At 71.0% G+C, this 22,439-nt stretch carries 24 protein-coding genes and 1 tRNA gene; 9 read left to right on the top strand and 16 right to left on the bottom strand.

Going from position 1 to position 22,439, the window contains the following annotated elements:
• Positions 1–102: 102 nt before the first annotated feature.
• The 6 genes from dprA to ruvX all read right to left on the bottom strand — a co-directional run bounded on the left by dprA (position 103) and on the right by ruvX (position 5,361).
• Positions 103–1,209: a DNA-processing protein DprA gene (gene dprA, locus ACE3TA_RS04550; protein WP_374570892.1), complete on the bottom strand. Its 1,107-nt coding sequence runs from the start codon at positions 1,207–1,209 to the stop codon at positions 103–105.
• A complete protein-coding gene (gene plsY, locus ACE3TA_RS04545) occupies positions 1,206–1,883 on the bottom strand; it encodes a glycerol-3-phosphate 1-O-acyltransferase PlsY (RefSeq protein ID WP_374570889.1) in 678 nt (225 codons plus the stop codon). The genes dprA and plsY overlap by 4 nt, the downstream gene beginning before the upstream one ends.
• Positions 1,884–1,985: 102 nt before the next feature.
• Entirely contained in the window at positions 1,986–3,278 is a 1,293-nt protein-coding gene (gene pyrC / locus ACE3TA_RS04540) for a dihydroorotase (RefSeq protein ID WP_374570887.1), read from the bottom strand.
• Positions 3,275–3,865, bottom strand: coding sequence for a TIGR00730 family Rossman fold protein (locus ACE3TA_RS04535; protein ID WP_374570884.1), 591 nt, complete (start codon positions 3,863–3,865; stop codon positions 3,275–3,277). Before ACE3TA_RS04535 ends, pyrC begins: the two co-directional genes overlap by 4 nt.
• Positions 3,865–4,842 (bottom strand): aspartate carbamoyltransferase catalytic subunit, encoded by a 978-nt coding sequence (locus tag ACE3TA_RS04530; RefSeq protein WP_374570882.1) that lies wholly within the window; start codon positions 4,840–4,842, stop codon positions 3,865–3,867. Before ACE3TA_RS04530 ends, ACE3TA_RS04535 begins: the two co-directional genes overlap by 1 nt.
• A gap of 45 nt (positions 4,843–4,887) precedes the next feature.
• A complete protein-coding gene (gene ruvX, locus ACE3TA_RS04525) occupies positions 4,888–5,361 on the bottom strand; it encodes a Holliday junction resolvase RuvX (RefSeq protein WP_374570880.1) in 474 nt (157 codons plus the stop codon).
• 132 nt (positions 5,362–5,493) lie between these two features.
• On the opposite strand from ruvX, the gene gatC reads away from it, so the two are divergent.
• The gene (gene gatC / locus ACE3TA_RS04520) at positions 5,494–5,781 is read left to right on the top strand and encodes an Asp-tRNA(Asn)/Glu-tRNA(Gln) amidotransferase subunit GatC (RefSeq protein WP_374570877.1); all 288 of its coding nucleotides are present in this window, start codon (positions 5,494–5,496) and stop codon (positions 5,779–5,781) included.
• Positions 5,781–7,253 carry an Asp-tRNA(Asn)/Glu-tRNA(Gln) amidotransferase subunit GatA gene (gene gatA / locus ACE3TA_RS04515; protein WP_374570875.1) on the top strand — a complete coding sequence of 491 codons (1,473 nt, stop codon included), beginning with the start codon at positions 5,781–5,783 and terminating at the stop codon, positions 7,251–7,253. The genes gatC and gatA overlap by 1 nt, the downstream gene beginning before the upstream one ends.
• A 48-nt stretch (positions 7,254–7,301) precedes the next feature.
• Here gatA and ACE3TA_RS04510 read toward each other — a convergent pair whose 3' ends face one another.
• Positions 7,302–7,652, bottom strand: a complete 351-nt coding sequence (locus tag ACE3TA_RS04510; protein WP_374570873.1) for a hypothetical protein — start codon at positions 7,650–7,652, stop codon at positions 7,302–7,304.
• 122 nt (positions 7,653–7,774) lie between these two features.
• On the opposite strand from ACE3TA_RS04510, the gene gatB reads away from it, so the two are divergent.
• On the top strand, positions 7,775–9,271 hold the full coding sequence (gene gatB, locus ACE3TA_RS04505) for an Asp-tRNA(Asn)/Glu-tRNA(Gln) amidotransferase subunit GatB (protein ID WP_374570870.1): 1,497 nt from the start codon (positions 7,775–7,777) through the stop codon (positions 9,269–9,271).
• A 60-nt stretch (positions 9,272–9,331) separates the two neighbouring features.
• Here gatB and ACE3TA_RS04500 read toward each other — a convergent pair whose 3' ends face one another.
• The gene (locus tag ACE3TA_RS04500; protein WP_374570868.1) at positions 9,332–9,817 is read right to left on the bottom strand and encodes an RcnB family protein; all 486 of its coding nucleotides are present in this window, start codon (positions 9,815–9,817) and stop codon (positions 9,332–9,334) included.
• A gap of 312 nt (positions 9,818–10,129) precedes the next feature.
• On the opposite strand from ACE3TA_RS04500, the gene ACE3TA_RS04495 reads away from it, so the two are divergent.
• Positions 10,130–10,405 (top strand): sel1 repeat family protein, encoded by a 276-nt coding sequence (locus tag ACE3TA_RS04495; protein ID WP_374570866.1) that lies wholly within the window; start codon positions 10,130–10,132, stop codon positions 10,403–10,405.
• 15 nt (positions 10,406–10,420) lie between these two features.
• Here ACE3TA_RS04495 and ACE3TA_RS04490 read toward each other — a convergent pair whose 3' ends face one another.
• Complete coding sequence (locus tag ACE3TA_RS04490) at positions 10,421–11,149, bottom strand: polysaccharide biosynthesis/export family protein (RefSeq protein ID WP_374570864.1); 729 nt, start codon at positions 11,147–11,149, stop codon at positions 10,421–10,423.
• A 153-nt stretch (positions 11,150–11,302) separates the two neighbouring features.
• On the opposite strand from ACE3TA_RS04490, the gene ACE3TA_RS04485 reads away from it, so the two are divergent.
• The 3 genes from ACE3TA_RS04485 to ACE3TA_RS04475 all read left to right on the top strand — a co-directional run bounded on the left by ACE3TA_RS04485 (position 11,303) and on the right by ACE3TA_RS04475 (position 14,843).
• On the top strand, positions 11,303–12,802 hold the full coding sequence (locus ACE3TA_RS04485; protein ID WP_374570862.1) for a GumC family protein: 1,500 nt from the start codon (positions 11,303–11,305) through the stop codon (positions 12,800–12,802).
• A 206-nt stretch (positions 12,803–13,008) separates the two neighbouring features.
• On the top strand, positions 13,009–13,572 hold the full coding sequence (locus ACE3TA_RS04480) for a sugar kinase (RefSeq protein ID WP_374570859.1): 564 nt from the start codon (positions 13,009–13,011) through the stop codon (positions 13,570–13,572).
• Positions 13,569–14,843, top strand: coding sequence for an O-antigen ligase family protein (locus tag ACE3TA_RS04475; RefSeq protein ID WP_374570856.1), 1,275 nt, complete (start codon positions 13,569–13,571; stop codon positions 14,841–14,843). Before ACE3TA_RS04480 ends, ACE3TA_RS04475 begins: the two co-directional genes overlap by 4 nt.
• Here ACE3TA_RS04475 and ACE3TA_RS04470 read toward each other — a convergent pair.
• The 7 genes from ACE3TA_RS04470 to ACE3TA_RS04440 all read right to left on the bottom strand — a co-directional run bounded on the left by ACE3TA_RS04470 (position 14,838) and on the right by ACE3TA_RS04440 (position 20,858).
• Positions 14,838–15,605: a polysaccharide deacetylase family protein gene (locus ACE3TA_RS04470; RefSeq protein WP_374570854.1), complete on the bottom strand. Its 768-nt coding sequence runs from the start codon at positions 15,603–15,605 to the stop codon at positions 14,838–14,840. The two genes, ACE3TA_RS04475 and ACE3TA_RS04470, sit on opposite strands and share 6 nt — an antisense overlap.
• Positions 15,605–16,540 carry a glycosyltransferase family 2 protein gene (locus ACE3TA_RS04465; RefSeq protein ID WP_374570851.1) on the bottom strand — a complete coding sequence of 312 codons (936 nt, stop codon included), beginning with the start codon at positions 16,538–16,540 and terminating at the stop codon, positions 15,605–15,607. The genes ACE3TA_RS04470 and ACE3TA_RS04465 overlap by 1 nt, the downstream gene beginning before the upstream one ends.
• On the bottom strand, positions 16,537–17,982 hold the full coding sequence (locus ACE3TA_RS04460; RefSeq protein ID WP_374570850.1) for a polysaccharide biosynthesis C-terminal domain-containing protein: 1,446 nt from the start codon (positions 17,980–17,982) through the stop codon (positions 16,537–16,539). The genes ACE3TA_RS04465 and ACE3TA_RS04460 overlap by 4 nt, the downstream gene beginning before the upstream one ends.
• A gap of 98 nt (positions 17,983–18,080) precedes the next feature.
• A complete protein-coding gene (locus ACE3TA_RS04455; RefSeq protein ID WP_374570847.1) occupies positions 18,081–19,586 on the bottom strand; it encodes an undecaprenyl-phosphate glucose phosphotransferase in 1,506 nt (501 codons plus the stop codon).
• Positions 19,587–19,935: 349 nt separating this feature from the next.
• Positions 19,936–20,073 carry a hypothetical protein gene (locus ACE3TA_RS04450; RefSeq protein WP_374570845.1) on the bottom strand — a complete coding sequence of 46 codons (138 nt, stop codon included), beginning with the start codon at positions 20,071–20,073 and terminating at the stop codon, positions 19,936–19,938.
• Between the two features lie 75 nt (positions 20,074–20,148).
• Entirely contained in the window at positions 20,149–20,610 is a 462-nt protein-coding gene (locus ACE3TA_RS04445; RefSeq protein WP_374570842.1) for a VanZ family protein, read from the bottom strand.
• Positions 20,611–20,690: 80 nt separating this feature from the next.
• The gene (locus ACE3TA_RS04440) at positions 20,691–20,858 is read right to left on the bottom strand and encodes a hypothetical protein (RefSeq protein WP_374570840.1); all 168 of its coding nucleotides are present in this window, start codon (positions 20,856–20,858) and stop codon (positions 20,691–20,693) included.
• Positions 20,859–21,144: 286 nt separating this feature from the next.
• Here ACE3TA_RS04440 and ACE3TA_RS04435 point away from each other — a divergent pair, with 286 nt between their 5' ends.
• Positions 21,145–22,155 (top strand): SPOR domain-containing protein, encoded by a 1,011-nt coding sequence (locus ACE3TA_RS04435; protein ID WP_374570837.1) that lies wholly within the window; start codon positions 21,145–21,147, stop codon positions 22,153–22,155.
• A gap of 118 nt (positions 22,156–22,273) precedes the next feature.
• Positions 22,274–22,366 (top strand) — tRNA-Ser (locus ACE3TA_RS04430).
• The last annotated feature ends 73 nt before the right edge of the window (positions 22,367–22,439 follow it).

The following is a 22,439-nucleotide window of genomic DNA, read 5'->3' as shown; positions in this document are numbered from 1 at the left end:
GCGGATCGCCCGAAACGAGAGGGCGCGAAAGGTGTGGCGGGCTCACGCCCCTGTCAACGCCGCATCGGATATCAATGTTTGATGAAGCCCCTGGGGCGGCCCTCATGCCTCCGCGGCGACCACCCAGCCGCCGGGCAGCAGCTCGGCCCGCCCGGCCAGGGACAGCTCCACCAGCGCCGCGGCCGTCGCCGCGGCCCCGGCGCCGGCGCTGCGGGCGATCTCGTCGCGGGAGACCGGCGTCGGCGATAGCAGGGCGCGGATCCGCTCGCGCAGGCCGGAGTCAGCGGCGTCGTCCATCGCCGGCGGCGGGGGCTGATAGGGCCGCTCGCGCTCGCGCAGGCCGGGGAAGCCCTCCAGCGCGCGCAGCACATCCTCGACGCCCTCGCACAGGGCCGCGCCCTGGCGGATCAGATCGTTGGTCCCCTTGGCCCTGGGGTCGAGCGGCGAGCCCGGCACGGCCAACACCTCGCGGCCCTGTTCGGCGGCCAGCCGCGCGGTGATCAGCGAGCCGGAGCGGACCTCCGCCTCGACCACCACCACCGCCCGCGACAGGCCCGAGATGATGCGGTTGCGCCTGGGGAAGTCCTTGGCCTGGGCGCGCCGGCCCGGCGGGCTTTCCGAAACCACGCAGCCGGCCTCGGCGATGCGCTCATGGAGCGGCCGGTGCTCGGGCGGATAGACGTCGTCGATCCCGCCGCCCAGCACCGCGACGGTGCCGTGGGGCAGGGCGCCTTCGTGGGCGGCTGCGTCGATTCCGCGCGCCATGCCCGAGACCACCACCTGGCCGGCCTGTCCGAGGTCCGCGGCCAGTCCGCGGGCGAAGCGCTGGCCGGCGGCCGAGGCCACCCGCGCGCCCACCACCGCCACGGCGGAGCGGTCCAAGAGCTCGGCGCGGCCCAGGGCCCAGATCACCGGCGGCGGGGGATCCAGGGCGGCCAGCGCCTGGGGAAACGCCGTCTCGCAGGCGCAGATCAGCCGCGCCCCCAGCGCCGCGCCGGCGGCGAGTTCGGCCTCGACCTCGGCCTCGGAGGGGATGCGCAAGGGGCCCGACCGTCCGGCGCGGCGCGCAAGGTCGGGCAGGGCCGCCAGGGCGGCGGCGGGGTCGCCGAAGCGGGCGAGGAGCTGTTCGAAGGCGACCGGGCCGACCGTGTCCGTGCGCGCCAGGCGCAGCCAGGCCACCCGTTCGCGATCCGACAGGCCTTGGCTCACGCCGCCGGATCCGCCGCCGATTCCTCGTCGTTGGCCGCCGCCTCGGGCTTCTTGTCGCCGATTCGCGGTTCCTCGCCCTTCAAGAGGCGGCGGATGTTGGGGATGTGGCGGATGTAGATCAGCACCGCCATGAACGCCGAGAGCGCCAGGATCGGATAGGGGCGGGCCACCATCAGCACGAAGATCGGCGAGAGCGCCGCGGCCGCCAGCGCCGCCATGGAGGAGATGCGGAACATCACCGCGAAGACGATCCAGGCCAGGGCCGCCAGCACGCCGACGGGCCAGGCCGCCGCCAGCAGCGTGCCGAAGAAGGTCGCCACGCCCCGGCCGCCGCGGAAGCCGAGCCAGACCGGGAAGATATGCCCCAGGAACGCCGCGCCGCCGGCCAGCGAGGTCAGCACCGCCTGCGCCTCCTCGGTGTTGTTGCGGGTGAACCACCAGGCCAGGAACACGGCCAGCGCGCCCTTGCCGCCGTCGCCGATCAGGGTGATCAGCGCCAGGTCCCGGCGGCCGGTGCGCAGCACGTTGGTCGCCCCGATGTTGCCCGAGCCGATCTTGCGCACGTCGCCGGCGCCGCCCAGTCGCGTGGCGATCACGCCGAAGGGGATCGAACCCAGCAGGTAGCCGCCGGCGACCGCGGCGATGAGCTGGGTCTGGGTGAGGTTGTCGAACATGGACGCGTCCCCGATTTTGCGCGGAGTCCTAGCGCTTCCGCGGACTCGCCGCCAGCGGACGTTGCCGTGGAACAAAACGAATACAGATGATCGGCAGGCGTCTCAAGCCTGGTGCACGACGCGTCCGTCCACCAGGGTCATGCGCACCTCGCCCTGCAGGCGGCGGCCGTCGAAGGGCGAGTTCTTCGACTTGGAGACCAGCTTGGCCGCATCCACCACCTGCGGCGCGGCGAGGTCGCACAGCACCAGGTCCGCCGGCGCGCCCTTGGCCAGGCGCCCGGCGTTCAGGCCCAGAAGGCTCGCCGGCCGGTGGCTGACCGCGCCGATCAGGTCGATCAGCGGAATGCGTCCCTCGTGGTGGAAGGCCAGCAGCGCCGGCAGCAGGGTCTGCAGCCCCACCGCGCCGGGCGCGGCCTCGTCGTAGGGCAGGCGCTTGTCCTCGGCCGGGGCCGGGGCGTGGGCCGAGACGACGATGTCGATCAGCCCCGTCGCCAGCGCCTGGATCGTTGCCTGGCGGTCGTCCTCGCCGCGCACCGGCGGGTCGAACTTCAGGAAGGTGCGGTAGTCGCCGATGTCCACCTCGTTGAACGACAGGTGGTTGATCGAGGTCGTCGCGACCACGCTGACGCCGCGGGCCTTGGCGCGCTCCAGGCTCTCCAGGGCGCAGGCGGTGGTGATCTGGTCGACCATCAGCCGCCCGCCGGTCAGCTCGGCCAGCGCCAGGTCGCGCTCCAGCATGATCTTCTCGGCCACCGGCGGCACGCTGGGCAGGCCCATGCGCCCGGCGAACTCGCCTTCGGTGGCCGCCGCGCCGGCGGCCAGCCACGGGTCGGCCGGCCGGTGCGCCACCAGGGTGTCGAAGCCCCTGGCGTAGGCCAGCACCCGCCGCAGCACCTTGGAATCGACGATCGGCCGGTCGGCGTCGGTCACATAGAGGCAGCCGGCCTCGCGCATCAGGCCGATCTCGGCCATCCGCTTGCCCTCGGCGCCCTTGGTCGCCGCGCCGGCCGGATAGACGTGCACCAGCTCGATGTCGCGGGCCCGGCGCAGGATGAAGTCCACCACCGAGGGCTCGTCCACGACCGGATCGGTGTCCGGCTGCAGGACGATGGAGGTCACCCCGCCGGCCGCCGCCGCGCGCGAGGCCGACTTCAGCGTCTCCTTGGTCTCCGTGCCCGGCTCGCCGGTCTTGACCCGGATGTCCACCAGGCCGGGCGCCAGCATGGCCCCGTGGCCGTCGACCACCTCCACGTCGGCGCCCAGCGTGCCCAGGTCATGGCCCTGGGCGACCTCGGCGATCTTGCCGTTCTGGATCAGCAGCGCGCCGGGGCCGTCCCAGCCGCTGGCCGGGTCCACCAGCCGTACATTGACGAAGGCGAGGGGGCGGGCGGTCATAGCTGGGCGCGTCCGATCCATTTCTCGACGGTCGGCGGAACGTAGTCGTCCAGCGCCGAGAGCATGTCCTCGCCGTCGGTCCTGACGATCAGCATGTCGCGATGGGCCTGCTGCAGGAACGCCTCGCTGACGGCGTGGGCCAGAAAGGCGGCGAGGGAGTCGTAGTAGCCGGCCACGTTCAGGAAGCCGACGGGCTTCTTGTGGAAACCGAGCTGCCCCCAGGTCCAGACCTCGAAGACCTCTTCCATGGTGCCGATGCCGCCGGGCAGGGCGATGAAGGCGTCGGACAGTTCGGCCAAGCGCGCCTTGCGGGTGTGCATGTCGTTCACGACTTCCAGGCGCGTTATGCCCGGGTGCCCGATCTCGCGCTCCATCAGCGCCCGCGGCAGCACGCCCACCACTTCGCCGCCGCTTTCGAGCGCCGCGTCGGCGAGCTCGCCCATCAGGCCGACCTTGGCGCCGCCGTAGACCAGCGTCAGGCCGCGCTCGGCGACGAGCCGTCCGAACGAGCGCGCCGCGCTCGCGTAGGCCTCGCGGCGTCCGAAGTTGGCGCCGCAGAAGACGCAGACCGATTTCAGGCCGGCCATCAGGCGTTTTCCAGCCGCGCGGCCAGCGAGGCCAGCACCGCCATGCGTGCGGCCACGCCCATCTCCACCTGGTTCTGGATCAGGCTTACCGACAGGTCGTCGGCCACGTCCGAATCGATCTCCACGCCCCGGTTCATCGGCCCGGGGTGCATCACCCGCACGTGCGGGGCGGCGTGGGCCAGCTTCTCGCGGTCCAGGCCGAAGAAGCGGAAATACTCGCGCTGCGAGGGGGCCATCACCCCGTCCATCCGCTCGAGCTGCAGGCGCAGCATCATCACCACGTCGCAGCCGGCGATGCCCTTGCGCATGTCGTGGAACACCTCCACGCCCCAGCGGTCGGCCTCGGCGGGCATCAGCGTCGGCGGGCCCACCAGCCGCACCTCCGCGCCCATCATCTGCAAGAGGCCCACGTTGGAGCGGGCGACGCGGCTGTGCAGCACGTCGCCGCAGATCGCCACCTTCAGCCCCGCGATCCGGCCGAACGCCCGGCGCATGGACAGCGCGTCCAAGAGCGCCTGGGTCGGGTGCTCGTGCTGGCCGTCGCCGGCGTTGATCACCGAGCAGGTCACCTTCTGCGACAGCAGCGAGGCCGCGCCCGACGAGGCGTGGCGCACCACCAGCAGGTCCGGCTGCATGGCGTTCAGGGTCACCGCCGTGTCGATCAGCGTCTCGCCCTTGGAGATCGACGAGGAGCGCGGGCTCATGTTGACCACGTCGGCGCCCAGCCGCTTGCCCGCCAGCTCGAACGAGCTTTGCGTGCGCGTTGAATTCTCGAAGAAAAGGTTCATCAGCGTGCGACCCTTGAGCAGGTCGAGCTTCTTCGAGGTCTGGCGGTTCAGCGAGACGAAGCCGTCGGCCAGGTTCAGGAGGTCGTTCACCTCCACCGGGTTCAGATCGACGACCGACAGGAAATGGCGTCTCGGAAACGGGAAGGTCCGGGCCAGGACCTCGGTCATTCCGGTGGGCAGCGCGCTCATTAAAGGCGGGTCATAGGCGGCTTTGCCCGGCGAGGGAAGGGGCCTCTACGCCTCCGCGCGCAGGCGCTCAAGCGCGCCCTGGAGGATCCAGGCCGCCGCCATCTTGTCCACCAACTCGGCGCGCCGCGCGCGGGTGACGTCGGCCTCGTCGATCAACAGGCGATTGACCGCCATGGTCGACATCCGCTCGTCCCAGAAGGCGATCGGCAGATCGGGCCGCAGCCGCAGCAGATTTCTCGCGAACGCCCGGTTCGACTGGCAGCGCGTCCCCTCGGTGCCGTCCATGTTCACCGGCAGGCCGATGACGATCCCGGCGGCCTCGCGGCTTTCCATCAGCTTGAAAAGCGCTTCGGCGTCCTGGGTGAACTTGGTCTTGCGGATCAGCTCCAGCGGCGAGGCGACCGTGCGGCTGGAATCGGACACCGCCACCCCGATGGTCTTCTCGCCCAGGTCCAACCCCGCCAGCGCGCCGAAGCGGGGCAGGAGCGCGGGAAGCTCGAGAAGATCGACGACGGCCATGGCCGCTGCATAGCGGCAAAGCCGCCGATCGTCTCGCGCCGTCGCCGCCGCTTAAGGCCACTTTCTGCGGCTCGCGCTTGTCAAAGCCCGCCTTGCGCGGCTAACCCACCCGGCGAAGACGAGGAGGGCCCCATGGCCATCGACGCGGCGACCGTTCGCAAGGTCGCCAAACTGGCGCGCATCGCCGAGGCGGAAGACCGCCTCGAGCCGCTGGCGAAGGAACTGTCCGGGATCCTGAACTGGATCGAGCAGCTCAACGAGGTCGACACCACCGGGGTCGAGCCGATGACCTCGGCCGTGGCCGCCGAACTGCCGATGCGCGAGGACGTGGTCACCGACGGCGGCGACCCGGCCAAGGTGCTGTCCAACGCCCCCAAGACCGTGAACGGCTTCTTCGTCGTGCCCAAGGTGGTCGAGTGATGAGCGAACTGACCTCCCTGACGCTGAAGGCCGCCCTCGACGGCCTGGACGGCAAGTCGTTCTCCTCGGTGGAGCTCACCAAGGCCCACGTCGCCGCGGTCGAGAGCGCCCGCGCGCTCAACGCCTATGTGCTGGAGACGCCGGACAAGGCGCTCGACATGGCCAAGGCCGCCGACGAGCGCCGCGCCAAGGGCGAGGCCGGGCCGCTGGAGGGCGCGCCGCTGGGGATCAAGGACCTGTTCTGCACCGAGGGCGTGCGCTCCACGGCCTGCTCGAACATCTTGAAGCCCTTCGTGCCCACCTACGAATCCACCGTCACCGCCAACCTGTGGCGCGACGGGGCGGTGATGCTGGGCAAGCTCAACATGGACGAGTTCGCCATGGGCTCGTCCAACGAGACCTCGGCGTTCGGCCCGGTGGTCAATCCCTGGCGGCGCGAGGGCGGCAACGCCAAGCTCACCCCCGGCGGCTCCTCCGGCGGATCGGCCTCGGCCGTCGCCGCCGAGCTGTGCCTGGGCGCCACGGCCACCGACACCGGCGGCTCCATCCGCCAGCCGGCGGCCTTCACCGGCACCGTGGGCATCAAGCCGACCTACGGGCGCTGCTCGCGCTGGGGCGTGGTGGCCTTCGCCTCCTCGCTCGACCAGGCCGGGCCGATCGCCCGCACGGTCGAGGACGCGGCGATCCTCCTGAAGTCCATGTCCGGCCACGACCCGAAGGACTCCACCAGCCTGCCGGTCGACGTGCCGGATTTCCCGAGCTTCGTCGGCCGTTCGGTCAAGGGGCTCAGGGTCGGTATTCCCAAGGAGTATCGGGTCGACGGCATGCCCGCCGAGATCGACGCGCTCTGGGAAAAGGGCGTGGCCTGGCTGAAGGAGGCCGGCTGCGAGATCGTCGAGGTGTCCCTGCCGCACACCAAGTACGCCCTGCCAGCCTACTACATCGTCGCGCCCGCCGAGGCGTCCTCGAACCTGGCCCGCTACGACGGCATGCGCTACGGCCTGCGCGTCGACGGCGCCAACCTGACCGAGACCTATGAGAACACCCGCGCCGAGGGCTTCGGGACCGAGGTCAAGCGCCGCATCCTGATCGGCACCTACGTGCTCTCGGCCGGCTACTACGACGCCTACTATCTGAAGGCGCTGAGGGTGCGCCGGCGCATCGCCGACGACTTCGACCAGGCGTTCCAGAAGGTCGACGCCCTGCTCACGCCCACCGCGCCCAGCGCGGCCTTCGGCCTCGGCGAGAACGCCGACGATCCGATCGCCATGTACCTGAACGACATCTTCACGGTGACGGTGAATCTGGCCGGCCTGCCCGGCATGAGCCTTCCGGCCGGCGTCGACGCGGCCGGCCTGCCGCTCGGCCTGCAGCTCATCGGCCGCGCGCTCGACGAGGGCACGCTCTTCTCCCTGGGCGGCGCCCTGGAGAAGGCGGCGGACTTCAAGGCCAAGCCCCAGCGCTGGTGGTGAGGCGGCCCGTCCGGGCGGCGCGCGAGCGCCCGCCCGGAGCTATGGCGTTCAGTCGGTGGCCTTGGCCAGCGCGTCCAGGTCGGCCTGGATCGCGGTCAGCATGTCGTCGGTCAGCGCGCCGCCCGACATCGGCTCGACCTGCCGCAGGGTCATGGTCTTGAACATCTCGTAGGAGGGATGCTCGGAGATGCCCGGGACGTGCTTTTCCAGCACGGCCTTGGTCTGGGCATTGTCAACCAACTCGTAGATCGGCGTGTTGTCGACCGACGGGGCCGGGGCGGGCGCCGCGGCGGCGGGCGCGGGCGGCGAGGCCGTGGCGTTTTCGTCGGCGGCCAGGGCCGCGCTGGCGGCGGCGGCGAGCGACAGGCCCGCCAGGCCCGCCAGAAGCGTCTTGTTCATGGGTGTGTTTCCTATCCCCGACTGTCCGGGCGGCGGCGAGCAAAGCCTTGTTCGAAGCGGCCGCGCAAGGGATTTTGACGGGGTGGCTTTCGCGAACGCCCACGCCCATCTAGAAGGCGGTCATGACCGAGAACACCAAGCAGATCGAGGGCCGCACCGGCCCGTGGGAAATGGTCCTGGGCCTGGAGGTCCACGCCCAGGTCGCCTCCAACGCCAAGCTCTTCTCCGGCGCGGCCGTGGGCTTCGGCGCGGGCCCGAACGAGCAGGTCAGCCTGGTGGACGCGGCCATGCCGGGCATGCTGCCGGTGATCAACCGCCGCTGCGTGGAGCAGGCGATCAAGACGGGCCTGGGCCTGAAGGCGCAGATCAACCACTGGTCCCGCTTCGACCGGAAGAACTACTTCTACCCGGACCTGCCGCAGGGCTATCAGATCAGCCAGTTCAAGGATCCGATCGTCGGCGAGGGCGAGGTCGTCGTCGAGCGTGACGACGGCTCCACCTTCGCCGTGCGCATCGAGCGGCTGCACCTGGAGCAGGACGCCGGCAAGAGCCTGCACGACCAGGATCCCAACGCCACCTACGTCGACCTCAACCGGGCCGGCACGGCGCTGATGGAGATCGTCTCGCGGCCCGACATGCGCTGCGCCGAAGAGGCGGCGGCCTATGTGAAGAAGCTGCGGACCATCCTGGTCTACCTGGGCACCTGCGACGGCGACATGGAGAAGGGAAACCTGCGCGCCGACGTGAACGTCTCGGTCTGCCGTCCCGGCGCCTACGAGAAGTTCCGCGAGACCGGCGACTTCAGCCATCTCGGCACGCGCTGCGAGATCAAGAACGTCAACTCCTACCGCTACATCCAGCAGGCCATCGAGTACGAGGCCCGCCGGCAGATCGAGATCCTCGAGGACGGCGGCTCCATCGACCAGGAGACCCGCCTGTTCGACCCGACCAAGGGCGAGACCCGCTCGATGCGGTCCAAGGAAGAGGCGCACGACTACCGCTACTTCCCCGATCCGGACCTCCTGCCGCTGGTCATCGATTCGGCCTGGGTGAAAGAGATCGAGGCGTCGCTGCCCGAACTGCCCGACGCCAAGAAGACGCGCTTCCAGTCGCAGTACGGACTGACGGCCTACGACGCGGGCGTGCTGATCGCCGAACAGGCCCGAGCCGACTTCTATGAGGCCGCCGCCAAGGGGCGCGACGCCAAGCTCGTCGCCAACTGGGTGACCAACGACCTGGCCGCCAAGCTGACCGCCGACGGCCACGACATCGCCTCCAGCCCGATCTCGGCGCAGGCCGTGGCCGAGCTGGTCGCGCTGATCGAGGAAGGGGTGATCTCGTCCAAGATCGCCAAGGACGTCTTCGAGCGGATGTGGGCCGGCGAGGGCGCGCCGCGCGAGATCGTCGAGAAGCAGGGCCTCAAGCAGGTGTCCGACACCGGCGCCTTGGAAAAGATCATCGACGACCTGATCGCCGGGAACCCCGGCCAGGCCGAGGCGGTCAAGGCCAAGCCCCAGGCGATCGGCTGGTTCGTCGGCCAGGTGATGAAGGCCACCGGCGGCAAGGCCAATCCGGGCGCGGTGAACCAGCTCCTGCGCGCCAAGCTCGGCGTCGAGTAGGCCGAAACGCAAAGGGCCCCCGCCTCGCGGCGGGGGCCCGCACGGCGCCTTTGGCGGCCGTCAGTTGTTGATGATCTCGAAGATCAGGCCCGTGGCCAGCGCCACCAGCAGATAGTCGTCGCCGACCCGCCGCCATTCGTAGCCGCGCGGCGGCGGCCGCAGGTGGTAGCGGTAGTAGTCGTTCACGACGTAGCCGCGGTAGCCGGGCGGCAGATAGGCGCCGCGGCGCCAGGCCGCGTAGCCCGGGCGATAGTAGGGGCTGCCGTAGTAGGCGGCCGGCGGCGGGCCATAGTACCAGCGGTTGCGGTAGTAGTAGCCGTTGTAGCGGCCGCCGTCCCACCGCTCATAGTGGCGGTAGTCGCGGCGATAATCCCTGCGATCGTCCCTGCGGTCGTCGCGGCGGTCGTCCCGGCGATCCCAGCGGTCGTCCCGCCGGTGGTCGTCGTAGTGGCCCCAGCGCGGATCGGCCTGGGCGGACGTCGCCGTGGCGGCGACAGGCGCGGCCACGGCCGCGGCGGCGGCGAGCGTCATGACCAGACGTTTCATGCTCGTCGGCTCCTTGTCTTGGCCCGCCGGGGCGGGCGCATCCCTCGAAATCGCGATCAGGATGGCGGGGGCCGGCTGAACTGGCGCTGAACGGGGCCGTTATCTAAGCCGCTGTCCGCCTGGCCGGGCGCTAACGCCCCGTCAAGGGGTGTTGCCGGCGCGTAAATTCTTGAAATTCAGGCGGTTCGACGCGTGCACCCTTCGCGATCGGGCTTAACCATATGTTCAGCCCGGCGCGATTTTCCTTCTCCCATGGATGGTCGTGCGTGGCTCCAGAACGGAGTTCGGCGACCGGAGAGGGGACTGAAGACGATGCCTGCGAGCATTGAGATGGGGAACGCCGAAGGCCTGCCCTTGCCGGATGCGCACGCCACGGGGGACGAGCTGTTCCGCCTGGGGCTGCTTTACTCCACCGGCCAGGGCGGCGCGCCGCTCGACTACGTGTCGGCCCACATGCTGTTCAACCTGGCGGCCATGCGCGGTTCGACCGAAGCCAAGGTCTACCGCAAGGAACTGAGCCAGGAGATGGCCTCCGACGAGATCGCCGAGGCCCAGCGGGCCGCGCGCGAGTGGCTGGCCCACGGCTGATCCGCGCGCCGGAGCCTATCGGTTCTGGCCGTTGACCGCATAGCTGAAGCCGAACTGGATCGGCGACAGGTCGCGGAAGTATTGCTGAACGAACACGCCCGCGGCCGACACGCCGCTGCGGGGCACGTAGACGATATCGAACCGCCGCAGGGGCACGAGATCCGCGGCCGGGCTCTTCAATCCATTGAGCAGGTCGACCCGCCGCATCATGCCCGCGCCGTTCGGGCCGCGGCGGATGACGATCACTTCGCTGCGGTCGGCGCTGGACTTGAAGTCGCCGGCCTGGACGATGGCGCGCAGGGCGTCGGTGTCGCCGGCCATGTCGTAGATGCCCGGATTGCCGACCTCGCCGCCGACATACACCTTCAAGGGCGCCGCCTTGGCCGCGACATAGACCTGCGGCCGCAGCAGTTGGCCGGCGTAGGCCTGCGACAGCTCGGCCTCGACTTCGGGAATCGTGCGGTCCGCGGCCATCACCGGCGCGATCAGCGGCATGGCGATGCGCCCGTCCGGCTGCACGGTCACGGTCTTGGACAATTCCGGCGCGGAGGGCACCGTCACGTCGACGTCGTCGCCCGGATAGAAGCGGTAGGGCGGCTCGTAGTCCTCCCAGGCCGCGTAGGGAATGTTCGTGAACTTGGCCGAGGCCGACGCCGGCGCGCGGGGCGGCCCGCTGGCGCAGGCCGAAAGGGCCAGGATCGCTGCGAGAGCCGCCGGCAGGGCGTGGGACACGGGTGCGCGCATGAGTCGGAAGATAGCGCTTATGGGTAATCGCGGGTTAACAGGCGGGCCGCGCGGCGCGGCGCGAGCCTGAATCACCTCGCCTTGTTATGGGTAACGGATCGTTAAGTGCGCGGGGCGAGCTTGCCCCCTTAAGGTTCGATCGATCGGATTCCCATGACGACGCCCGGCGTCTGGACAACTCGGCGGGACGCGCAGGTCGGCGCCGGATGGGCGAACCGTCCCCGCTACGCCCTGGCCGACTTCGCCACCCTGTTGTGGCGCGAGCGGGTCCTGATCGGCGCGGTCTTCGCCGTGCTTTTCATCCTCGGCATGGCCGCCGCCTTCAGCATGAAGACCAAGTATCCGGCCTACGCCAGCGTGCTGGTGCGCCTGGGCCAGGAATACGTCTATGAGCCGCGCGCCGGCGACGCCGCCCGCGGCGCGGTGCCGGACTCCGACCAGCTCATCCAGTCGGAGACCGAGATCCTGGGCAGCGTCCAGGTCAAGCAGCGGGTGATCAACCGCCTGGGGCTGACGCGCATCTATCCGGAGCTGGGGAAAAAGTACGCCAAGGCTGATCCGGCCGAGCGGCGGCTGATCATGGGCGAGGCGCTCAAGGCGCTGGAATCGAGCCTGGCGATCGAGACCGCGCCCGACACGCCGATCATCCGCGTGGGCTTCGAGCATCCCGATCCGCGCACGGCCGCCCTGGTGCTGAACACGGTGCTCGAGGAGTACCTGATCTACCGGCGCGACATCCTGGGCGACTCGGCCTCGCCGGTGCTGGAGCAGCAGCGCCAGGCGTTCGAGAGCCGGCTCGCCGCCGCCGACGCCGCCTACGAGGACTTCCTCAACTACAACCGCATCGGCGACTTCGCCTCGGAGAAGGCTTCGCTGTCGCAGCTTCAGGCCCAGGTCCAGCAGCAGAAGCTGCAGGTCGACGCCCAGTTGCAGGACCGCGTCGGCCGCCTGAGCGCCCTCAATCGCCAATTCGCCCAGGTCTCGCCGGAGGTGCGCATCTATCGCGACGTCAATCCGGCCGGCGCCGACAAGCTGGTCGACCTGAAGGTGCAGCGCGAGGACCTGCTGTCCCGCTACCGTCCCGATTCCCAGCCGGTGCGCGAGCTCGACGCCCAGATCGCCCACATGGAGCAGGCGATCAACGCGGGCCGGACCACCGGCGACAGCGCCAAGCGCTACGGCGTCAATCCGGTCTACCAGACCCTGCAGACCGACAAGATCCAGCTCACCGCCGAGGTCGCGGCCCTGCGCGAGCAGCAGACCGCCCTGGCCGGCCAGCTCGACCAGCTCCTGCAACGGCGCCTGCGCCTGGCCCAGCTCGAGCCGCGCTTCCAGGAGCTGAGCCTCGATCGCGACGTGCTGCAGGCCAACGTGCGCGACTTCACCGTCAAGGAGGAGGAAAGCCGCGCGGCGCAGCAGATCGCGGCCCAGACCAACGACAACGTCCGCATCGTCGCCCGGGCCATTCCGCCGACCAGGGGCAAGAGCCTGAAGAAGCCGGTGGCCGTGCTGGCGCTGCTGTTCGCCGGCTTCACCGCCCTGTGCGCCGGTCTGGTGCGCATGTACCTGCGTCCGGGCCTGCCGACGCCGCGCACGGCCGCGCGGACGCTTCAACTGCCGGTGCTGGCCTCCGCCCGCCTGAAGGGCGCGTGAGCGCGCGCGGTTCGCATCGGCGCGGCTTGCGCTAGCCTGTGCCCCTTGGGCGTGCGGCGATTCGAGACATGGTGGACTTAAGCGTCGAGGCAAGGGAGCTGTGGAGGTCGCTCGGCGGCCACGCGCCCGGGCGAGGCCGCCTCGTCCAGTTCGTCGCCGCGCGGCGCGGGGAGGGGGCTTCCTCCATCGCTCGCGAACTGGCCTTCATGGCCGCGGGCCGCGGGCGTCTGTCGGTGTGGCTCGTGGACCTCGACCTGATGGCCTCGTCGCAGTACGCGGCGCTGAACGCCGAGGCCGGCCGCTACGGCGAACTCGGCCCGGCCCTGGCCGCCAGCCCTGACGGATCGATCTTCTTCACCGTGGAGCCGCCGGATGCGGGCGCCGACGGGCGGATCACCCCGGCCGCGAGCTACCTGACCGCTCACCAGGTCGGCGAACTGAACTGGTGGGTCACCCGCTTCCGCGCCGAGGCCCTGGGCGGACGCCAGACCGTCGCCATCTCGCCCAGCCGCGACTACTGGAACGCGCTTCGCAAGCACGCGGACCTGATCATCGTCGACTGCCCCTCGGCCGACCGCTCCGACGCGGCCCTGACCGTGGCGCCGTTCATGGATCAGACGGTCCTGGTCGTCTCGGCCGACGAGCCCGACGTCAAGGCGCCGGCGCTGCTGCGCGACGCCCTCGTCGCCACCGGCGCGGACGTGGCCGGACTGTTCTTCAACCGCGCCGTGGTGGAGGAGCCGCCGTTCCTCAAGGCGATCCTGCCGTGACCTATTCGGCGCTGGGAGGCCAAGCGGCGCCCGCGCCCCGCCGAGCGACGGCCTGGGATGTCGCCGGGCTCGCCTCGGCCGCCGGCCTGTTCCTGATCTACAGCCAGTTCTGGGTCTTTCCGCTGTTCGGCGAGCAGATGAGCGCGTCTGAGGGCGGCCTGCTCCGCCTGCTGTTTCTGCCGGCCTACGGCGCGGCGGTGATGGTCGCGGCGCTTTCGCCGCGCGAGACGCTGGCCGCGGCGGCGCGCCAGCCGTTCCTGCTGGTCCTGATGGCGATCGTCGCCGCCTCGACCTTCTGGTCCATCTCGCCCGACCAGACGGCGCGCCGGATCATCGCCATCGGCTTCACCACCCTTGGCGGCGTGGCCGTGGCCGCGCGCTGGCGCTGGGCGCGACTGACGGAGATCCTGGCGGCCTGCTTCGCCTTGCTCGCCGTCCTGTCCCTGGCGACGTGCGTGGCGGTCCCATCCATCGGCGTGATGCACGAACTCTTCCCCGGCGCCTGGCGCGGGCTGTGGCCCGAGAAGAACGCGTTCGGCGGCATCATGACCCTGGGCTTCGTCGTCCTGGCCGCGGCCGGCGCGCTCAATCCGGTGCGGGCGAGGCTGTGGTGGGCCTTCGCCGCGCTCAGCGTGTTCCTGGTCCTGATGTCGACCTCCAAGACCTCGCTGGTCTCGCTCATCGTCGGCATGGCGGCGCTGGTGTTCGTCGCCCTAGCGCGGCGCGGGCCGGCGACGCGGGTCGTGGTGATCTGGATGGCGGTGGTCGGCCTGGTCGCCGTGGGCGGGATCGCGCTCTTCGCCGCCGACGCCGTCTTCGAGCTGCTCGGCAAGGACGCCACCCTGACCGGGCGCACCAAGATCTGGGCGGCCGTCTGGCGGCAGATCCAGCTACGTCCCTGGACCGGCTACGGCTATGGGGCGGTCTGGGATGAGGCCGGGCCCTGGGGGCCTTTGGCCTGGATCATCAAGCAGGCCGGCTTTCGCCCGCAGCACGCCCACAATTCCTGGCTCGAACAATGGCTCGGCATGGGGGTGTTCGGCCTGGGCGCCTTCGCTCTGTTCTATCTGCAGACCCTGGCGCTGGCCGTGGTGGCGCTGTTCCGCGGCCCGGGCGCGTTCTTGGCGATCCCGTTCCTGGCCGTCTACAGCCTGGAGACCCTGACGGAGAGCGTGGCGGTCACCTACCACGACTTCCGCTGGGTGCTGTTCGTGATCGTCGCCGTCAAGCTCGCCTGGCCCGACGACGAGATTCCCGAGCGCGCCCTATAGGCCGAGCCGCCGCGCGCCTTCCTCCACCGTGACGATGTCGAAGCCGTCGGCCTTGGCCTTATCGACCAGCCGCTCCAGCGTCTGCGGCGTGCAGCCCCATGGCGACGGGTCCGGGCGAACGTCGTGGGTGTAGAGGATCAGCCAGGCGCGCCGCTTGAGCGCCTCGGCCAGCCAGCGAAGCGCCGTCGCCTCGCCATGCTCGCCCTCGACGCCCACGGCCGGCGCCTGGTTCAGGTCGCTGCCGCGCTCGATCACCCCCGGATGCAGGGCCCGCAGGATGGAGAAGCGTCCGGCCAGCGCCTGCTTGGGGCCGGCGGCCACGTCGCCGTAGGGGTAGGCGAAGGTGCGCGGGGCGGCCACGCCCCAGGCGGTCATGGCCAGGGCGTTGCGCGACACGTCGGCGGCGGCCTCGGCGGCGAGCGCCTTGCCGCAGTCCAGGTGCGAGAAGGTGTGGCAGGCGATCTCGTGCCCCGCCGCGGCGAGGGCGCGGTAGTCCTCGGCGCGGGCGCACACGCCCATCGGCGCGTGGGTCCCGGCGAGTCCGGCGGAGACGAAGTAGCAGCCGCGCGCGCCGCGCGCCTCCAGGATCCGCGCGCCCGCCTGCGCGGCCGTGAGCGGAGCGTCGTCGAAGGCGAAGGAGACCATCGGCCGGTCAGGCCCGCGCGCCAGCGGCCGCCGGTGCTGCAGGCGCACCAGCCGGCGGCGCAGCTTGCCCCTCAGCGAGCGGTCGGGCTGGTAGGCGTCGGCGTAGTTCGTCGTCATCAGACGGCCTCGGCGTAGAGGGCGGCGCGGTAGAGCCGCATGGCGAAGGCGCGCGCCGCCACCGGGGCGGCCTCGGCCAGGGCGAAGGCCTTCAGCGCCGGCCGCCACAGCCCCCGCAGCGGCGCGCGCTTCAGCAGCCGCGCGGCGCGATAGCTGGGATAGCCGGCGACGACCTCGGGGTGGGCGGCGACGACGCGGGCGAAATTGGCCGCCGACTGCTCGTACTTGGCGGCCATGGTCCGGGCGGTGTCGAGGCCCAGGTGCGTGGCCGGATTGTCGATGTGGCGGATCGGCCAGCGGCGCGCCACCCGCATGCCCCATTCCACGTCCTCCCAGCCCCAGCCGGCGAACCCCTCGTCGAACGCCTCGGCGGCGAACACGTCGCGGCGGACCAAGAGGTTGGAGGTGAACACGTGCTTTTCCGGCGCATGGCGCCGCTCGGCGGCGTCCAGGCAGTCGCTGTGCGTGGCCATGGCCCGGTGCAGGGCGTGTTCGGGCAGGGGCGGGGCCTGCTTGAGGGAAAAGCCGCCGAAGGCCACGGCCGTGTCCTGGCGCGTCTCGTCCAGCCAGACGGCCAGGAAGTCGGGCGCGTCGGGCAGCATGTCGCTGTCCAGGAACAGGAACCAGCCGCCCCGCGCATGGGCGACCAGACGGTTGCGGCCCTTGGCGCGGCCCTCGTTCGAGGCCAGGGTCACCAGGCGGGCGGGAAGGCAAAGGCCCGCCAGGGTCTCGGTGACGTTTGCGGTGAGTTCGGGATCGGCCGTGCCGTCGTCCAGCACGACGATCTCGACCTGGCCTGCGGCCTGGCCGGCGCCGTCGCCCAGCGCCTGCAGCAGCCGGCGCGGGTCGTCGCCCTTGAACGGGATCAGCACCGACAGCGCCGGCGTCGCGCCCGGCCAGGCGGCGTTGTCCGCCAGGCTCTCCGTCTGGCTCACGCGTGCGCCTCCGCGCGGCGCGCCTTGAGCATCGCCAGCGCGCGGCTGCGCAGCCGGCCGGCGTCGAGCACGGCGACGACGGCGCCGTAGACCAGCGCGCCCGCGCCGGCCTTCAGGGCCAGTTCGATCAGGCCGCCGGACGCGGGCAGGCGCGTCACCACGAACGCCATGATCGCGCTCGCCCCCAGGGCCTGGGCCAGGGTCAGCCACGGGATGGGCAGCGGCATGGCCCGCCGGCCGAGCGCCGCCGACGCCGCCAGCCCCAGGGCGTAGCTGGCCAGGGTGGCGTAGAGCGCCCCGTCCAGGCCGAAGCGCGGGATCAGCACCAGGTTGAGCGCCAGGTTGGCGCCGGCCGGAATGGTCATGGCGACCAGCAGCAGCACGGTCTTGCGGCCCAGGGTGAAGGCCTGGTGGAAGTAGTAGGTGGTCAGGCCGGCCAAGAGGCCGCTGGCGGCGATCCAGGGCGTGACGTGGGCGGCCCGCGCCGCCAGGCCCTCGCCGATCATGAGCTGCGACAGCGGCGCGGCGACCAGCGCCAGGCCGACGGCGGCCGGCAGCGTCAGCAGCAACATCACCGAGACCTGTTCCCGGGCGGCCTTGGCCAGGGCCTCGCGGCCGCCGCGCTCCAGCGCCATCACCATGGCCGGCCCGCCGGCCGCGCCCAGCCAGATGAACACCACGTCCAGGGTGCGGTTCGCCAGGCTGTAGCCGGCGTGGTAGACGCCCACCGCCTCCGAATCGAGGAAGGCGGCCAGCAGGAAGCGGTCGGTGCTGGACAGCACCAGCGCCAGGATCAGCGACATCGCCACCGGCACGCCGAAGGCCGCGTGGGGCTTCAGGCGGGCGGCCTCGAACCGTCCCGCCGTCGCCAGCCGTCGTTCGGCCGGCGCGCGCCAGATCAGGCAGGCTAGCGCGGCCAGGCCCAGGCCGATCAGCGGCGAGGCGCCGCCGAAGCCCGCCCAGGCGAAGCCCGCGCCGATGGCGAAGGCGCCGATGGTCTGGGCCATGTCCAGGCTCGCCGCGCCGGAGACCTCGCCGGCCGCGCGCTGGCGCTCCTGGACGAGCTTGACGAAGGTGCGCGGCACGACGGCCGCCAGGCCCGCCAGCACCGCGAGCTTCAGGCCCGCCGACATCGGCCAGACCGCTGCGACGAAGCCGGCGACGGGCAGGGTGATCAGCAGCGTCAGCCAGGTGCGGTAGATGGTGGCGGCGTGGTCGGCGGCGCGGCCCTTCACCTCCTCGGCGGCCCAGAGCCGGGCCATGGCGGCCTCGTTCCAGGTGAACAGGGCGGTGTGCGTCAGGCTCATCACCGAAAAGCCGAGGGCGTAGTCGCCGAACTGGGCGGGCGTGAGCAGGCGCGTGAAGGTGACGATCGTGAGCAGCCCCACGATCCCCTGCACGATATTGACCGGCAGGTACCCCAGCACCCCGCGCCAGAACATTCCCCGTCCCTCGATCCAGCGGACACGCGCCCGCAGTTTAGAGCAACCTGGGCGAAGACCCATTTCAGCTTCATAAAGCCGGGCCGCCCGAAGCCCTTTCAGCGCACCGCCTGGCTGTCGCCCAGCAGGCAGGGCAGGGTCATGGCCATGATGTAGAGGTCGAGCCAGAACGACTGGCGCTCGATGTACTCGACGTCCAGCGCCACGCGCCGGCGCACGGCGTCGGGCGTGTCCACCGGGCCGCGCGAGCCGTGGATCGCCGCCCAGCCGGTCATGCCGGGCTTCATCTGGTGGCGATGGGCGTATTCGGCGACCAGCCGCGCGGATTCGACGTCGCCGGTCATCATGCCGATGGCGTGGGGGCGCGGCCCCACCAGGGACATCTCGCCCTTCAGCACGTTCAGCAGTTGCGGCAGCTCGTCCAGGCTGGTGCGGCGGATGAACCGGCCCACCCGCGTCACGCGGTCGTCCTCGGCGCTCACCTGGCGCCTGGCGTGCAGGTCCTGCTCGGCGACGCGCATGGAGCGGAACTTCCAGACCACGATCTCTTCGTTGTTGAAGCCGTGGCGGCGCTGGCGGAACAGCACCGGCCCTGGGCTGTCGAGCCGGATGGCGATGGCGATGATCAGCATCACCGGCGCGGCCACGATCAGCGCCAGCACGCCGAACACGATGTCCTGCACGCGCTTCACGAAGGCGCGGGCGTGGTTCATCGGCGGGCCGGAAATGTGGGCCAGCGGCACGTCGGCGACGCGGGAGATGGCGTCGGCTTCGTCCTGGGCGGCCGCGCCGTCGAGCAGCAGCGAGATCTCGTTGGGCAGGACGCGCAGGCGTTCGATCAGCTCGCGCACCCGCGCCCGCGCCCGCGAGGGCACGGTGATCACGATGCGGTCGACATAGGGCATGATGCGATGGTCGAGCAGGGCCTGGGTGTCGCCCAGCACCGGCACGCCGCGGATCGCGCCGGGCGCGCGGGCGTGCCGGTCGTCGAACACCCCCAGCACATTGACCTCGCGGCTCGCCAGCAGGGACTCGATCAGCCGTTCGGCCGCGCCGGTCGCCCCGACGATGACGATGTTGGGCACCAACCGGCCGCTCGCGCGCCAGCGGCGCACGGCCGCCCACCAGGCCGTATGCAGGATGAGGAGCGTGGCGAAGACGCCGGGCGCCCAGGCGCCGATCGCCGCGGCGAGGACGTCGGGCGGAACCGAGAGCGCGATCGCCAGGTAGCCGACCGCCTGGCCGACTGCGCAGGCGATGGCGATGCGGACCAGGTGGCGCGCCAGCCCCTCGCGGCGGCCGAATTCATAGGCCTTGAAGATGCCCAGGGCCGCCAGGATCGCCAGGGCCGACGCCAGCAGGGCCGCGGCGCCGCCCGGTCCGGCGTGCAGGCGCAGGCCGACGGCCGCCGTCGCGGCCGCGACCACCATCGCGTCGCCGAGCTGGAACAGGCGCGCCAGCAGCCGGCCGTGCAGGCGCGTGCGGGCGGGAATCAGGCGTTCCGGCCGAAACGGCCCGCGCCGATCCGCGCCCGAGGCCGCTGCGGCGTCACCCGGTGTCGGGGCGGGGGCGGACGGGCGCTGAAGGTCGGCTACGGGGTTCATCGGATTGAGGATTCGGCTCGGCTGGCGTCGCAAGATGCGCCGGGCGTCTGATTGTCAGGTTAATGCGCGGCGTGGCGGCGCGCGCTTTGCGGTCTTGCCGGCCGGCGCGACTTCACGCGGGAGTTGATCGCCGGGGACAGGCCGTCCAAGCGTGATCTACAGTGATATTCGCAGGAAGCGACGCGGTATCCGCAAGTTCTCGGGGGCGATCTTATGGGTGTGGTGCGCTGGTCACGTCTGGCGTCGATCGCCTTGTCTACGGCGGTCTGGGCGATGATGATCTACGTGGGCTTCGTCGCGGCGCGACGCTGAAGGCGAAATTGTTCGGCTGCGCCTGGACGGCGGCGGCTCAGCGCCGCCAGAGACTGTAGAGCCAGAGCGCGAGGCTCACGAACAGCAGCATCCAGATGAAGACGCGAAGGGGGTTCCACGGCCGCGCGCGCCGCGCGGCTCCCGCCCGTTTCTCGTAGAGATCGAATCTCGGCATCGCCGCTACCCCCGATCTACAAAAAAGCCTATCCTTTCAAAGTATAGGCTTCGTAAAGGCGGGCGATTTTACTGCTTAGGCGCGCGACGTCGCCGGGGCGGCGTCCTCGTCGTCCGCCGGATCGCCGCCGGCCGGCGCCATGGCTCCGGGGCGGCGGCGCTCGATCGGCCGCGCTTGCGGCGCCCGCGACAGGGCGCGCAGCGGTTCGATGAAGGTCGGCCCGAGCACGGCGAACGCGCCCACGGCGTTGGCGGCGATGTCGCCGATGTCCGCGTCGCGGCCGGTCATCGCCTGCAGCACCTCGACCGCGGCGCCGGCGCAGATCGCGATGAAGGCCAGGTCCACCCGACGGCGGTTCGGAAACGACAGGAAGAGCAGGGCGGTCAGCCCGTAGAAGGCCAGGAAGTGGGCGGCCTTGTCCCAGGGGACGAACGCCTCTTCCACGCCCTGGAACGGGCCGATCATGCCCACGCCGCACACCAGGGCGGCGGCGGCCAGGACTATGCGCGCGACAACGTGCGGAGCGGGGCGTGTCATGAACGACCTCCGCTCCTACGCTGGACCTCCGCCGTGAAGACTTCGTTGCCCCACGAAGTCAGCGCGCGCGGAGACCTCGGTCAGGCGGTCGCGGCGGCGAAGAGCTTCGCGACGCCGGCCCAGAGCGCGACGTTCAGGACAAGAACGAGCGCCAGCCTCCAATTGAACAACGAGGCCCAAGTACTTGTGTGACGCACCAGCGGCGCGCTGCGGCGCAAGCCGGTATCCGCGTATGGCAGCGAAACCATCCCGCAATTCTCCTCCGCTGAAACCAGCGCGGGTCCGCCAGTTTCACGCCCTTGCCCCAGCTCGTTTACGATTAACGGCAAGTTGGGCTTAATTTTGTCTGGGAAGACGGCGAACCGTCACCCTGCGACAGATGCGCTGGTTCGCCGCAGCGCCTGGCGCGGCCGGGGTGCGCGGATCGCTGCAATGCCTTGGGCTAGCTGGCCTTTCAGGCGAACTCTGGCTAGGGTCGTTCGCGAGCCGGTTGTTTCGCGCCAGCTCATGGGATTTGGTGAAGGGGCGCGTCGCGTGCGGCTGAAACTCTTGGCGTTCATGAGCGGAGCGGCGGTCTGCGCCGCGATGGCCGGCGCGGCGTGGGCGCAGCAGGCCGTCGTCCTTCCGAGTTCGCTGGACCGCAACACCCTGGTCGCCTGGCTGCAGGCCAACACCAATCTCGACCCCAACAGCGTGATCTCGGTCAGCCCGGCGAACGTCATCGGCGTGATGGCCGTCAACCGCACCGACGCGCCGTCGGGCAGCGTCTTTCGCGCCCAGATTCGCTCCGAGGTGATCAGCGCCGAGACGATCGGCGAAACCGGCAACTACTCCTGGGCGGCCGACGTCGAGGTCGATTGCCAGAGCCGCAAGGGCAAGGTGAATCGGATCCTCGACTTCCCTCTGCGCAACCTGCGCGGGCCGCCGCGGGAGGCGGGCGGTTCGGCCGAATGGGTGTCCCCGCCGTCGGGCACGCACCTGTTCACCGTGGTCTCGGCCGTCTGCGACCAGGGCTTCCGGCGTCCGCTGGCGCCGGTGCAACAGCTCGCCCAGGCGCCGCAACAGCAGCCCCAACTCCAAGCCCAGGCCCAACCCCAGCCTCGGCCCCAGGCGCCGATCGCGCCGCCGCCCGTGCAACAGGCGCCCGCCAGCGCGCCGCAGCCGGCGCCGGCCAGGCAGGCGGCGCCGAGCCCGGCCCCGGCGATGCGTCCGCCGGTCGCCGCGCCCGCGCCGCAGCCGCCCCGTCCGGTCGCGCCGGGCCCACGCTCGCCCGTGGCGGTGCAGATCGGCGCGTCCGACAGCGAAGCCGGCGCGATCAAGGCGCTCCAGTCGGCGGCGGCGCGCTTCGGCGACCGCCTGGCCGGAACCTCGTTCGCCACGGTCAAGGTGGACGTGGGCGGGCGCACCCTCTATCGCGCCCTGGTGCACGGCTTCCCCACCTCGGGCGACGCCCAGGGATTCTGCGCCGCCTACAAGGCTTCGGGGCATGATTGCTTCGTGCGCAGTTCGCTGCCGCCGGGCGCCCACACGATCGCATCGCGATAGGGCGTCATACGCCGTTGCTCCGGCCGGGTGGTTTCGGCTATGGAGGGCGTCCTTTCCAAACCCGGCGACGCAGCGGGGTGCGGCGGGGCGGGAGACAACCCGCACAAGAAACAATGCCGGTGACGTGGCCGAGTGGCTGAAGGCGGCGGTTTGCTAAACCGTTGTACGGTGTAAAGCCGTACCGAGGGTTCGAATCCCTCCGTCACCGCCATCCAACATCCTTCAGTCTACGAACGGCCGCGGGCCGGACCCTGCCGCGGGCGAGGGCCGATCTCCTGGCGGGC

Source organism: Phenylobacterium sp. (assembly GCF_041916435.1).
Classification (GTDB): Bacteria; Pseudomonadota; Alphaproteobacteria; order Caulobacterales; family Caulobacteraceae; genus Phenylobacterium.
This window is presented reverse-complemented; position numbering and strand designations above follow the sequence as displayed.